The sequence below is a fragment of the Xylanibacter brevis ATCC 19188 genome (assembly GCF_000621725.1).
GTDB lineage: Bacteria > Bacteroidota > Bacteroidia > Bacteroidales > Bacteroidaceae > Prevotella > Prevotella brevis.
Genome location: NZ_JHXM01000004.1, coordinates 79,361 through 92,470 on the forward strand (window position 1 = coordinate 79,361; position 13,110 = coordinate 92,470).

The 13,110-nt window shown below is 43.0% G+C and carries 13 protein-coding genes; 6 read left to right on the forward strand and 7 right to left on the reverse strand.

Going from position 1 to position 13,110, the window contains the following annotated elements:
* From T433_RS16720 to T433_RS0103260, 6 genes are all read left to right on the forward strand, one after another.
* Window positions 1-471, forward strand: coding sequence for a MarR family transcriptional regulator (locus T433_RS16720; protein WP_027454828.1), 471 nt, complete (start codon window positions 1-3; stop codon window positions 469-471).
* Window positions 392-1,057, forward strand: coding sequence for a P-loop NTPase family protein (locus T433_RS0103240; protein WP_248616469.1), 666 nt, complete (start codon window positions 392-394; stop codon window positions 1,055-1,057). The genes T433_RS16720 and T433_RS0103240 overlap by 80 nt, the downstream gene beginning before the upstream one ends.
* Window positions 1,058-1,090: 33 nt before the next feature.
* Window positions 1,091-1,633, forward strand: coding sequence for a hypothetical protein (locus T433_RS0103245; protein WP_027454830.1), 543 nt, complete (start codon window positions 1,091-1,093; stop codon window positions 1,631-1,633).
* A gap of 249 nt (window positions 1,634-1,882) precedes the next feature.
* Entirely contained in the window at window positions 1,883-2,245 is a 363-nt protein-coding gene (locus tag T433_RS14480) for a plasmid mobilization protein (RefSeq protein WP_044109139.1), read from the forward strand.
* 205 nt (window positions 2,246-2,450) lie between these two features.
* Window positions 2,451-3,485: a relaxase/mobilization nuclease domain-containing protein gene (locus T433_RS0103255; protein WP_345938756.1), complete on the forward strand. Its 1,035-nt coding sequence runs from the start codon at window positions 2,451-2,453 to the stop codon at window positions 3,483-3,485.
* 13 nt (window positions 3,486-3,498) lie between these two features.
* Window positions 3,499-4,026 carry a hypothetical protein gene (locus T433_RS0103260; protein WP_027454832.1) on the forward strand — a complete coding sequence of 176 codons (528 nt, stop codon included), beginning with the start codon at window positions 3,499-3,501 and terminating at the stop codon, window positions 4,024-4,026.
* A gap of 118 nt (window positions 4,027-4,144) precedes the next feature.
* On the opposite strand, the gene T433_RS14485 is transcribed toward T433_RS0103260, so the two are convergent.
* Genes T433_RS14485 through T433_RS0103295 form a run of 7 tightly spaced genes read right to left on the reverse strand, consistent with a single transcriptional unit; the run spans window position 4,145 to window position 13,087 of the window.
* A complete protein-coding gene (locus tag T433_RS14485; protein ID WP_052356967.1) occupies window positions 4,145-5,608 on the reverse strand; it encodes an ATP-binding protein in 1,464 nt (487 codons plus the stop codon).
* Window positions 5,609-5,640: 32 nt separating this feature from the next.
* Window positions 5,641-6,207 carry a hypothetical protein gene (locus tag T433_RS14490; protein ID WP_027454833.1) on the reverse strand — a complete coding sequence of 189 codons (567 nt, stop codon included), beginning with the start codon at window positions 6,205-6,207 and terminating at the stop codon, window positions 5,641-5,643.
* The gene (locus T433_RS0103275) at window positions 6,200-6,955 is read right to left on the reverse strand and encodes a DUF6339 family protein (protein ID WP_027454834.1); all 756 of its coding nucleotides are present in this window, start codon (window positions 6,953-6,955) and stop codon (window positions 6,200-6,202) included. Before T433_RS0103275 ends, T433_RS14490 begins: the two co-directional genes overlap by 8 nt.
* A 1-nt stretch (window position 6,956) precedes the next feature.
* Window positions 6,957-7,796, reverse strand: a complete 840-nt coding sequence (locus T433_RS0103280; protein WP_027454835.1) for a hypothetical protein — start codon at window positions 7,794-7,796, stop codon at window positions 6,957-6,959.
* The gene (locus T433_RS0103285; protein WP_155808317.1) at window positions 7,783-9,753 is read right to left on the reverse strand and encodes a hypothetical protein; all 1,971 of its coding nucleotides are present in this window, start codon (window positions 9,751-9,753) and stop codon (window positions 7,783-7,785) included. Before T433_RS0103285 ends, T433_RS0103280 begins: the two co-directional genes overlap by 14 nt.
* A gap of 11 nt (window positions 9,754-9,764) precedes the next feature.
* Entirely contained in the window at window positions 9,765-12,080 is a 2,316-nt protein-coding gene (locus tag T433_RS0103290; protein WP_027454837.1) for an LlaJI family restriction endonuclease, read from the reverse strand.
* Window positions 12,077-13,087, reverse strand: coding sequence for a virulence RhuM family protein (locus T433_RS0103295; protein WP_027454838.1), 1,011 nt, complete (start codon window positions 13,085-13,087; stop codon window positions 12,077-12,079). Before T433_RS0103295 ends, T433_RS0103290 begins: the two co-directional genes overlap by 4 nt.
* Window positions 13,088-13,110 lie beyond the last annotated feature (23 nt).

A 13,110-nucleotide genomic window follows, 5' to 3' on the forward strand; every position in this document is an offset into this window, starting at 1 on the left:
ATGACGTACATTGATTACATGAATCAGTTCTGGCGTGCTTCAGCTATGGAGTACATGTCCACCAGCGAGGTTGCACTCTACGCTTTCATAGTGAACGAGTGCAACCAACACCGCTGGAACATGCCAGTGCCATGCTCTACGGTACGGATCTGCGAGATGCTTCACATGTCCAAACAGACACTTTGCACCGCTCGTAAGAATCTTGCCAAGCGTGGACTTATCTCTTTTACTGAAGGCAAATCATGCCATGTACCGTCCAAATATTCACTACTAATTTGGACGGATAACTTGACGGTAGAGTTGACGGATGGATTGACGGCAGACTTTACCCCTTTAAAAGATAAAGAGAAAGATAATTTTAATAAAAAGGATTCTGTCACAATTTTAAGCAATGGAAAAGAAACTCACAATCGACGTAGAGGCATTAAAGAAATCTCTACTACAGCGTCGCCCTATGAAGGCTCGTTTTAAGTTGCCCATGTCTGAAGACGAGGCGTATGCCTATCTGTTAGCTGCAATGATGGCTGAGGTGGAATATCGCCACCGTAGCTTCTGTACTAGCGAGGATATGGAGAATCAACTTCATGAGATAGCTCATTGGCTTACCTCGTCATCACCCAAATTCGGTATGCTACTATGCGGTGGTTGCGGTAATGGCAAGAGCACTATGCTCAAAGCATTCCAACAGTTGCTTAACAATCTGCGTATTCCGAAATCATTCAACGATGGCACATACGGAATCCAGATAGTGGATGCCAAGTACATTGCATACCTGTGCAAGAACAACTATGAGGCATATCGCAAACTCATCAGCGTGGATATGCTTGGTATCGATGACCTTGGCACAGAGCCTTCAGAGGTGATGGATTATGGCAATGTCTATACTCCAGTCATTGACCTGCTGACAAAGCGCTACGAAGAGCAGCTTTTCACCATCATCACCACTAACCTCACTCCACAGCAAATCCGTGAGCACTACGATGACCGCATCGCAGACCGTCTCAACGAGATGGTGGAGAAAATTGTATTCAAAAACGGTACATACCGCAATAATTAACTAATTCACAAACTTTTTAAATCTTGTAAAATTATGATCTCAAACATCAAGACCGTGACACTCAAATTGTCACAGAAGGAATTCAGTTTCCTCATGAACGGCATTAACGCCAAGTTCTTCATGGACATCATGTCCCATCTCACAGCATCGTTTTCTATGGATGAAGACGATACAGATCCCCAACTCATGTATGGGCCTACAGCTTTCTTCCATCTTTACGAACTCGCAGAGCGTTGGGAGGTTGCTCCCAAGGATGTGCTCCACATCATGTACGACCTGGAGCAGAACGGATTGATAAAGTATTCACTCTCCGAGAATGAATTCGCTATCGAGCCATGCATCACAAGTTTCGTCTCTACTGATGACGTGGTGCATAAGGGGACTAATTGCAACACACCTCTTGATGAACTTTGCTTTGAGATGATGACTAAGAAGCAAATTTCTGAGGCTATCGCTCGTTACGACAGCTTGATTACTCTTCATTTCCCTATGGTTACACTCAAGGCATTCTCTCTCAAAAAAGACGAAAATGAGAATACTTACGAGAGCATCAAAGGAGTTGTCGTGAATCCCTAATTGCTAACGGAGAATGGCTGGCTGTCGAGACTCAGCATCAAAGCAACCAGCCATTCTAATTGAGATAACGATAGGGAAAGGAAATGCCACCTAAAGGAGTCTGAATTTTCGTACTCTCTAAACAAGAAGTGTCAATGTCCGACAATCCACTTCGCTACTTGCCAGACTGTTTGACCTCTTGCAATACTCGCAGGCTCGCATCGGGTTGACCAATCCCAATTATAACTTAACTATAAAACCCATCTACAAATGAAAAAGACAATAGAACCCAAAGGGCGTAATCCACGTATCACCGTGTGCTATATGCCCGACGAGAACCGGAAAATTATAGAGATGGCTTCGGCCTGTGGGCTGAAGAAAAGCCAGTATATCCACGACACCTCTTTGGGACAGGAGCCAAAGGTGATGATGAGCGACAAGGAGGCAGATGCTTTAATGTCGCTGAAAGCAGCTCGAGGCGAGCTGGTCCTAATTAAAAATGCCCTTCATGGCACTACCCAGGAGCAGCGTAAGAAATACTTCCGCAACGAGCAGTTCATGCGCCAATGGATTGAGGGTGTAAACAGCCTTATCCGCAGGTTAGTTGAAATAGAAGGAATGTTCAAAAGATAATGGTATGATAGCAAAAGCAAGGTCTATATCGCATGGTTCTGCCATGACGAACTATGCCACCAAACATAATCGTGCAGACATAGTGCTGACACGTAACCTTGGCGATGGGCTTACTCCTCTCGCCATGTGGGGAGCAATGGAAACTATCCACCAGAAGTATGAACCGAAATTCAGACGAAAGCCTGTCACCAAGCCGACCCTTCGGATGGAAGTTTCCCCATCCCTTGAAGAAACAAAGGGATGGACACTCAATGACTGGTATGACTATGCGATTCGGTTTCTTGAAGAGTTCAAGAAAGAAGTCCAAGCCAAGGAGGGAAAGAAACGAGGAAAAGGCAAGTTCAATCTGGACAGAGCACAGATTTTCGCATGTCTTCACTTTGATGCGAAGTCTGGTATCCCTCATCTTCATATCCTCATCAATCGCATTGACCTTGATGGGAACCTGATGAACGACTCCTTTATTGGCGATAGTGCAGTCAAGGCTGCCCATACCATCAACGTTGAACGTGGATGGGAGTTGCCCGAGGATATTCACAAGGCACACGAGAAGGAGATAACGGAAGTTTGTTACAACATACTCCGTGGAATGGCGAGTTATGACTGGGACACTTATAAGCACGGGCTTGAAAGTCGTGGTTACAAAGTCCATGAGCAACGTGACAAGCAAGGAGTATTACATGGATATACCATACTTCGTGGTAACTCCCGTTTCAAATCTTCCACGCTGGGCAAAGGTCGTAACTTGACCGTTCCTAAACTTGAAGCCACATGGAAGAAGCTTCATCCTGTAGCTCCAAGTGTTGACAAGCCGGGTTATACTATTGGCACCACTCAGACTACAGAACGAAAGTCGTTCACAGAACACAATTCTGCACGTCAGAGCGTCGCGCAATCCAAACCAGAAATGCCATCTGTATTCATGAAGATATTGTCTGTTGGTGATAAGAATTATTCCATCACAATGCCTATGGAAGCATACACGGCTATGAAGGAGGCCATTGAATCACCTGACGGATCTGTGCCATTTGAAAACGTCTTGAATGTGGCTATGCTGCTGTTCATGAACTACGTCGATGCTGCCGCAGCTATTTCTGAATCTTGTGGTGGCGGTGGCTCTACGTCATCAAACTGGGGAAAAGACGATGATGAAAATGAGCGTGAGAGGGCACGACGCTGCGCCCAACATGCCAACTGGCTATGCAAACCTATTAGAAAATATAAAGGTCCACACCGTTAAATACATTAGAGATATGTCCAAGTATAGTAATCTTGTCGAAGAAATCGACAAACAGGAAGAGGTCAAGGAACAAAAGGCTAACCTTGACAATGAACTTCAACTTCTTAAGCAAGCCATAAACGACTTGCACGATAGCATTCAAAAAGTTGAGAAGGCTTGCAAAGACGGAACAGATATGGTGATTGCGATGAAAGCTGCCACCGATAGCATGGATATGGCTGTTTTCGCATTCTGTCGTGCCGTTACCCGTGCCGAGGCGACAGTCTTAAAGGTTGAAATGACCGATGAATGCCAGAATGCCATCAAATCAGCAAGAGAGGAGTTGATCAAGGCAGAGACCACACTTCTTGCCAGCCATAGGAGACTGATGATACAAGAACTTCGTAATCAGAATGAAGAAATGCGATCATTCATAAAGTCAGGTAAAGGAGTGTACCTGTCATCAAAGGTGTTCTGGTGGTTGATCGGCATCTCGTATGTCACCTCTCTGTATTCATTCTGGTGTCTTTTGCAGTTACTCCGTCAGTGGTTGAAGTACTAAACGTATTTTGTATAGAACAGATAAAAAAATGTGAGACAACGTCCCACATTTTCACGAGTTGCATTTTATTGATTGTAGCAAATCGTTGGAACCACCGTCGCAAATCGCGACGGTGGTTTTATTCTTTGTCAAGTACTTCCCAGTGACCGCTATAGCCACTACCTACATAACGAATATGTGGCATTTTGGCAAGGTGGCGTTTGATAGTGGCGATTCCTTTATTACTCTTTCTAGCCAGTTCCTCCGTAGTGATTCGAGGATTCTGTCTGATTTGAGTTTCTATCCATTTATCAAGATTACCGCCTTGAGTATCATCTTGGGTATCAACTTGAGTATCATCTTGGGTATCAACTTGAGTGCCATCTTGGGTATCAACTTGAGTGCCATCTTGGGTAACACCCTTTGCAGGTCTCTTAAATGTCACCACAACAAAGCCGCCATTGACAGTCCATGTTGGTGCAGCAACCCCTCTCTTTTGGCAAGCCTCCATAATGCGTTTTACACCCGAGCCCCAGTTCTCAATATAAGTTGTACTATATAGCACATTAGCTATAAGAGGATTGTATGGATATGAAATATGTGGCAGAAGAATATTCTCTGGTGTAATCTGTGGTGGCAGAATGCCTGGATTCTCAATTTCGATACGATCATCATAGATGGCAATACCTATGGTCAGATTATATCGTTCGTATTGACGATGGCAAAGTGCATTCAATACCACTTCACGCAGAGCTTCAGCAGGGACCTCCAGATATTCATCACGAACGAGCCCGACTATTTTACCATGCATGTTCAGGTGCTTGCGGAAGAAGTTCATAGCCTCATTGAGCAGTACGAAAATATTTCCCTCCACTCGTTGGTTGTCGATAAACTCATTCTTATCAGTTCCTTGGAAACGAGCCAGGCGCATAGTGAACTGCGTGTACATACCTGTATCTTTTGTAAAGAGTGCGGTGGCAGCGTTTAGAGGTTTGTTACCTGTCGTCAACTTCCATTTTCCTAACACATCCTCAATGGGTTCTGTTAGAGCCAAATCTGACAACCGACCTCTTTCCACACCAAGGCGCACAACACCACGTATCAGTTTCTCGTCCAATGAACTGATATCCGTAAACTCCGATGGTTGTCTTTCCCATGCGAACATGTCTGGCTTACTTCTACGTAACCGCTCTTCATACATGTCGCGTGGCATCTCCTTCGTTGTACTCTCCACCTTGTAGTAAGGACAACCATGATAAGTATAAGGCGCCATGCCCCATGCCCAGCCATCAAAGTGCATGGCAATTACTTTGTTGTCTGGGCGATCAGGAACATCGATATACTCAACTCGGACATCAACCTGTGGCTCCATGTAACTCAGAGCCTGGGCAATCTCCCGTTGGGTATTGTCAGTAACCTGCTGGCCCTGAATCTTCAATGATTTGGGAGCGACACCGAAGATGAGCCACCCACCTTCTGTGTTCAAGAAGGCACAAGCAGAATGCATGCCATCCTTCAGTTCACCCGTGGTCTTTTTCAACTCCATCTGACGATGCTCGTCAGCTTGTATCAGTTCCTTCAGTTCTTCTATTGTAAGTGCCATATATTTATAACGTTTTATTCTTTTGTTTATTATTATGCAACGAGTGCGATGAATGGTAATGCCATTATCAACGAAGTGATATTTGGCATCGTTTTAGTCGGCTGATTTGTAAGATACTCATTAATCAAAACAACTCTTAGCATAGCCCTGGCATCTGCATTTTGAAGTATTTGGAAGAGTACACCATCAATCTCGGCAAACTCAAAAGCATTACGCATAGACTTGACTGAATAACTTCCTGATGGAAGATTTTTCTTTTCCAGTTTTCCCTTGCTCCAGGGTTCATCCTCAGCGACAAGCATTGCATCGATGTCATACTTCTCCACGAGTTTCCAAAATGGTTCATGCTGCATGTGGAAATATGGTTTCGTAATATCTGGCGTAAAAATGGAAGATTCACCCAAGTATCTTTTCCAGATACAATTGAATTTATCTATCAGCTCATCTGTTAATTCTATCTGTGGATAACGAATAACCTCACTCTCAATCAAATCGATGATTGAAAGCAACAGGATAGCTTTGTGTGGAGCTTTATGACCTTTCACTTTTGCAGTATGCAGATGTGTAAAAACTTCTATATAATCCTTAAGACTATTCATCTATTTCATCGTTGTTTTCGTAATGAGAAGTAGCAACCTTAAACTCCTCGATATGTTTAGCCATTTCGTTATAAAAGAAATCTCTATCCAGGAAGGTAAGTTGCTTTACTGCTCCCAGCTTATTGAAGTATGAGGTAAGACCGTTCGCTACATTTTCAAGACTAGGAATGCTTGCTTCGTTATCTTTGATGTATTGTAGAATGCCAATTGCAGCTTCCTTGTGTTGTATAACCTTACCAACACCAAAACGCACAATACGCAAAGTGTAATTCTTGAAAAGGAACTCGGTTAGTTCATATTTATTATCTCGCTGCTCATCTATAGAGAGGTGAACCAACCACCACAGACCTGCAAGTCCATGTCGCATCATACCATGAGCCTTGAAGGTAAAGTGATTGAGAATACTTTTCCTCAAATCTTTCGCTTCTGCAAGATTCCATCGCTTCTGCATATAAGGAAACAAATCCGTCAGAGCCAGTGACTCCCAAAACTGAGCGTTTATTGCTTGTAATGGCTTTAGCGATTTGTAAGCATCGTATAATGCAATAGCAGAGAGAAAATCTCCCTCAGTGGTCGGAACCATGCGTTCGAGTAATCCAACAGGTTCTTTGACCTGAGGTGTTACAAGTAGCTTGTCTTCCTCATAAGGGAACGACTCTTGAAGAAATCTGTCCAAGCCTTCGCCTCGGTCTACTTCTTCAAAAACACTTTCTATGTAACTTTGCGTCAATATCTTCTGTAGTGCCATATCATTCCTGGTTCTGTTCCTTGTTGGCAAGGTAGTTAAACAATCGTTCATATGGTTTGCCCAAAAGCAATTGTGCCAATTTATCTACGCGCCAATCCTCTGGCTCTTGATCCATAAACTCTGCAAGTTCTGGTTCTGTATCAATCCGATAGAAAATTGTTTCTGCCCATTTCCTATTATAATGCCTTTCAATTCTACATAGTGCATACATCAACGAATTGAGAACAATAGAGGCATGTAGTATGTCTGCTTTACTATTTACGGCAGGATTGTCCTTGTATTGTCGATACAATGCAGTAGGCAAACGAAGCTCAATTTTATCTTTGTCGAGTATGGTTGACGGCAGTGGGTCTTCTGTTTCATTTATTTCCATAAAAGTCCCGACAGCCTTCAACTTATCATACTTGATGTCCGCATAGTAATAGAATTGTCCCAAAATACCCAACAAATCACCAGCATCCATATCAAAGGAATGACCGCTATAATCAGGATGGAAACCTTCATTGGTGTAATTTGCCAATCCTTTCTTGAGAGTTATTGTGCATGAGAAATTGATTCTTCCTGCCACACTCTTACGAGGTATGTCTATTTGAAAATGGAGCAACTTGCCCTTAAAACACCTCCTGTATCTTGTCATGTCACAACTCACCTCACAGACATAGTCGGCATAATCCTGTTCAACAAGTTTCTCTATTTCCTTGTTCTCATATCCTAATTTGACAACAAAGTGATAGTCCTTTTTGTCTTGGTGTATCTCAACCTCTGGTTCTGAAGGAGCTGGTAAGATATCATCAAAGCTACCCAATACTGGATAGGGGAATGTGATATTATTTAAATTCATAAGCGGTCAATTTTATAGCGTGCTTCATGTTGTCAGCAAATTCCAGCTCGACGACATTCTTGCTTTGTGCTTTTAGATGTAGATTTGTTACTGTGTTACCAGCGATTTCACCCATTGATGATTTTACGATGTCGATGGACTCATCATATTCTTCGCCACCCACAATGATTTCTATCTCGCCACGGTCAACATCAAAGTCTGTATGGATAACTATGGAATGTATCATTCGACCATTTCTGCTCTCAGCCATTACTCGATAGCGGACAGGAAGGTTGCGTTTGAACTCGCCGACATTGTCATCCTCTGTTGGTGTAAACCCTGTTATGTCTGGACTTCCGCCAGAGCCTTTCTTTTTCTTTTTTCCTTCTCTTCGTTTATGCCCACCGAGCTCACCTCCCGACATCCTTTCTCCACCTTGATTGCCAGTAATGGTGACAACCTTACCGACAGATTCCTTATTCGGGGTGTTAAATGTTGGTTCTGGTGGAGCAATGATGGAGATGGGCGAAGTGCCTTCTTCCTGCTCTTCTTCACTTGGTTCGCCAAAGAAGGGATTATCTTCGACATCGTCTCGATTAGAGCCAACCAACTCTTCGGGTACGAATAGATAATCTTCAAGACCTGTAACGCCCAAAGGTCCAGATTCCGACGATACAAAAATTTCACGCAAGCTTTCATCTATAAATGCTTGCAATTCATCGGCAATCTGTTTTCCCTGCTGCCTATTTCTTCGAGGTTCCCATTTCCTATGTGAAGGGTCTTCAATACTCTTCAGCAATTTGTTTCCGTAACTATCTGTACAAAGGAACACACCGAAATAGCCATAGCTGCTTGAATAGAAACGAGATCTATAGATGAACATTCTCTGTTTTCGCATGTGAATGATACCATCACGCGCATCCTTATTCTTCCAAACAAACAGACTTACTTGACCGAGCAAAGGCAAAACTCTGTCTATTTGGATAAACTCCTTGCTACTATTGGCATTCTTGACAGTCTCATAGTAAGGCCTTGGATTATAGTTTTCTCCCGATTTGTATCTGTCAATCATTTCTGGGAAGTGTGCTCTCATCAATTCATCCAGTGTGTCAGCATTGATAAGTGTGTCACCAATTTCAACTTCAAGTTTGTTGTGCATGAAAGCCAACCAGAAATGGCGCAAAGCCGCCTTGATCATTTCATCGTATGCCTCATATTGCTTTTCAGTTGAGCCATCAACACCCATAATATAAATATCAGTTCCAACCTCCTCACGTCTGAACTTGGTGGGTATGTCAGTTGGAAGACTTGCTGGTTGCTTACCATCCTGGTTGTCGTAATAGCCATAATGTTGGTATTTTACCATCTGTCCGCTTTCGTCTTTGAACAGGTGAGTACATAGACTTGCTGCACCTTCAAAGTAAGTTTTGCCTTCTTCCGTCATGGTTGATACCAATACGGTATGGATTGGCGACATGAGGAAATAGGCAGCTTTACCGAAACCAAAAGAACCGCCAGAACTCTCCTCCTCCTTGACAGTTAAACCTACGGCACGAACAAAGGCATGGAATGGAGAGTCGTTTGGCTTATAATCCATTCCTTTGGTGTTGTAATCAGATACTTTGATATATTCTACCACACGCTGACCATTATACAACAGGTCAAAGCAATTCAGCATATCCTCATACTGAGGTTTCGCTTTATCCTTGTATAGAGATATAACACCTGCAATATGTGAACGTAATTCATAGAATGATTCGAATGTCTTAGTACGCAACTTGCCAAACTCAAACTTCATTCTCAATGGTTGAGACTTGTCTAGCACAACATCAAGTGAATTCTGTATGGATTCACGTATCAATGACGGATAAGGTGTTGCCGTGAAGTGTTCTGCGGCAGCATTATTCGGCCCCACATCTTGACTGGCTTCCTGTTGTTTGGCAAAGTGCCACGAACAGTTACATTCTAATACGTTCATAATCTATCTCGTTATTTTCTATATTGTTTAAGGTCTCGCCCAAGCATGTAGATTGGTTCACCTTTCTTATAATCTTGATGCGATGTTTTGTAATCATTGAGTAACTGGACAATATCAATGTCGCCAAAGGTGATAGGATCCTGCTCAAGTATGTAGCTCACATAGTTTCTGCCTTCCACTAGCCCTGGATAATTGGTCTTCTTCATGAACTCGTAGGGTGTATCAGCGGCATTATGTATCTTGAACATCATCAAGCCTTCCGTTGTTGGTTCATCCACATTGTATAGGAAAAGAAAGTCTGGTGCTTTCTTTGCTTTATACTTCGAGATACTACCATCACGCTCCTTGCCGATACGGATATTATACATATTATCTCGTTTCCCAGTCCTACCAAAAATCCAGTTCAAGTGATCAGTACTCTTGTAGCAACCCACAAGGAAATTACTATTCATGTATGCTTCGAAGAAGTACTTCGTTCTAAACTCATTGGGTATGTACTCAACTGGAGATGGGACCACCCTTGGCAATGATGACAAAGTCGAAGGATTTGTTCCAAGTTCACATTCTGCACGATAGAAATACTGGTCAATAATCTGGCGTATTCCTTCATTCTCAGTTTCTATCTGCTTCTTCAGTTCCTGTTCCTCTGGCTTGTCGAGTACATCAGGATTACGAAGTGCAAGAGAGAAATACTGTTGGGTATCTACATCCTCAAATGGTTTAAACACCTTACCTAGCAGCAACTGGAAGTTCTCACGGATGTATTCGTCAGCATTCACGTTCTCATGTGGTGTAAGGGCATAGAAGAGGAACTTTTTCTTCAACATTTCTTGAATCTCGTTCCTGAACATACCTCTTACCCTCTTCTTCCAACTTTCCTTTTCGCTGGTGTTGTTTCTGCCATAGAGCGCAACAATAAAGAGGAAGTTCACATCGTAATGAGCAATAAGGAACGTATCACGGTCGAAAAGGCGATTTTCGAACTGACGGGAGAAGAAGTATTTCTCCTTCTTGTCGGTTAGGTGGATGTCGTCTTCTTTCTTTAGCGTGTTCTGTTGAGCACTAATAAAGAAGTTCGGAATCACATTGTAGCCCTCCGTCACATCATCGCGAAGCATCACATGTCCCTGTTTCTCTTCATCTGTGCCATCATTGAAGAGGTCTAGATTCCATTGTATGACATTTCTGGCATAAGTAAATTGCTTATACACACTTTCCTTGCCGATGGCATTTCCACGCTTGTAGTATTTTGAATCACCAATATAATAAATGGTCTTGTCCTCATCCTCATTATTCGTTAGGTTCTGCCATTGATAGATGTGATCCACCATTTTACCATCAGGTTGTTCCTTCAGCTCACGCAAACGTCTGTCTTTCTGAGGAATCTTGTCACCCACCAGTTCATCAATCATTGCTTCGAAGACAATATTGAAGTCCTTGGCAAGCAGATAGTCCTGCAATTCGCTTGAAATATTAATCTGGTGCGAACGGTCGAAGAAGGCGTAGCATAGATCCCAGAGTTGGATGGCTTTGTCTGAGAAGTACTTGTATTTGATTTGATGTAGGCGTACCTTGCCCATACCTCTTATGTAGTTCTCAAATTGTGCCTTGGGTATCAGGGGAAAGTTGATGTTTATCTCTGCTGAAAAACCATACTTGTCATTTATGTAGTTCAGAATACTGAAAAATATCACCAGCAGCTCCTCGTCAAAGTTTATCTGCCGTCTTTTGTTCACAGGATTCAAATATACAGGAGCTTCATCCTGCACAAAGGCTTGGCTCTTCGAAATGGTCTTTGTCCAGTTAATCTTATTCAATCCTGAGTGCTGGTTCTTCAGAGTGAAAAAGAAGAAATTCTGATTATCCTTGTTGAACTGGAGGAGCGAAAGAAGTACATCCAGGAAAGTGTTGCTCACCCTCCGTCTGCCTTTGCTCATCTCGGCAATATGCTTGTAATAGATGATGCCAGACTTCTTGTTCTTTGCCCTATAAACATCTATAGCACGATAAATCCATACAGCAAACTCGTAAATGAAGCGCCTTTGTTCTTCGCTCAAAGGGGAATCCTTATCGATATTGATAATGTCCTCTGGTCGATGTTCACCGAATGCCAGTTCCTTCTTGTTCTCACCAATCGTTATGAGCACCTTTGGCAGAATAAATACACAATCCTTTAGTTCGGCACTATAGTAGTACCCAACATAGTTGACACTGATCTTTCCCTCAACATTCTCAAAGCCACCTAATTCCTTTAGGATGCACTTTAAGTCATGCTGACGGAGTTCGTCAGTTAATGTGTACTGATATTCTTCGATAAGTATTCTCATGCTTCTGTTTTCTCGTCGTCTTTGTCCTTTTTATTCCTCAACCGCTTCACGGCCTTATCGAAGTCGCTCTCTAACTGCCGCATTTCTCGTTCACGGTAGATTTCGAACTCTCGCTCAGCCTTCTCAATGGCTTCTTGGTGAGAAACCGTCCCGTTGCCTTCCAGAATGTTCTTCCGCAGTCGGAGTATCTGGTCATCAAGAGCAGCTATCCAGTCGGCCATGGTCATTGGATTCTGCTCCAATGCCTGGAATTCAGCATAGTCAAGGAATTGGGATGTAAGTAGGTTCAGCCTCTGCAATTCTAACTCCGATAGGTAGTTTTTTGCGATTTTTACATCGTCGCGAGTCACATAGTTACCCTTGAAGTTAGTCATACCAACGAAAGGCTTCTCATTATCTACACGTTCATAGATAAGCTCCGCTGCCGTATGCTCATGCACTGCATAGTGCATCTTGTTCTGCACCGTAGCGAAGAACAACTTTGTCATCTTAGCCCGTGGATCATAATCGGTTGATGTGGCGTAAATGTCAGTTACCTGCTGATAGAAATTTCGTTCGCTGCTGCGGATGTCGCGAATGCGTTGTAGCAATTCCTTAAAGTAGCGGTTTCCACCTTGCTTTAACCGCTCATCATCCAACGTGAAGCCCTTTTGGATATACTCATGCAATCGCTGAGTAGCCCAGCGACGGAAGCGCACAGCAATAGGCGACTGAACACGGTAACCAAGGGCGATAATCATGTCAAGATTGTAGTGGTCAATCTCCCTATTCACCTGTCGTTTGCCCTCTTGACGAACTAGAAAGAATTTCTTTCGAGTTCCCTCTTCACTCAATTCTTTGTCTTGGTATATGTTGCCGACATGAAGGCTAATGTTCTGAGGGGTGGTCGCATAAATCTCAGCAAGATTCTCTCTTGTCAGCCACACATCCTCGTCAGCAAAGCGCACATTCACGTTCACTTTGCCCTCTTCATCCTTATAGAGTATCAGCTTGTTTTCCTTGTCCATCTGCTATGCTAAATTGATATTCT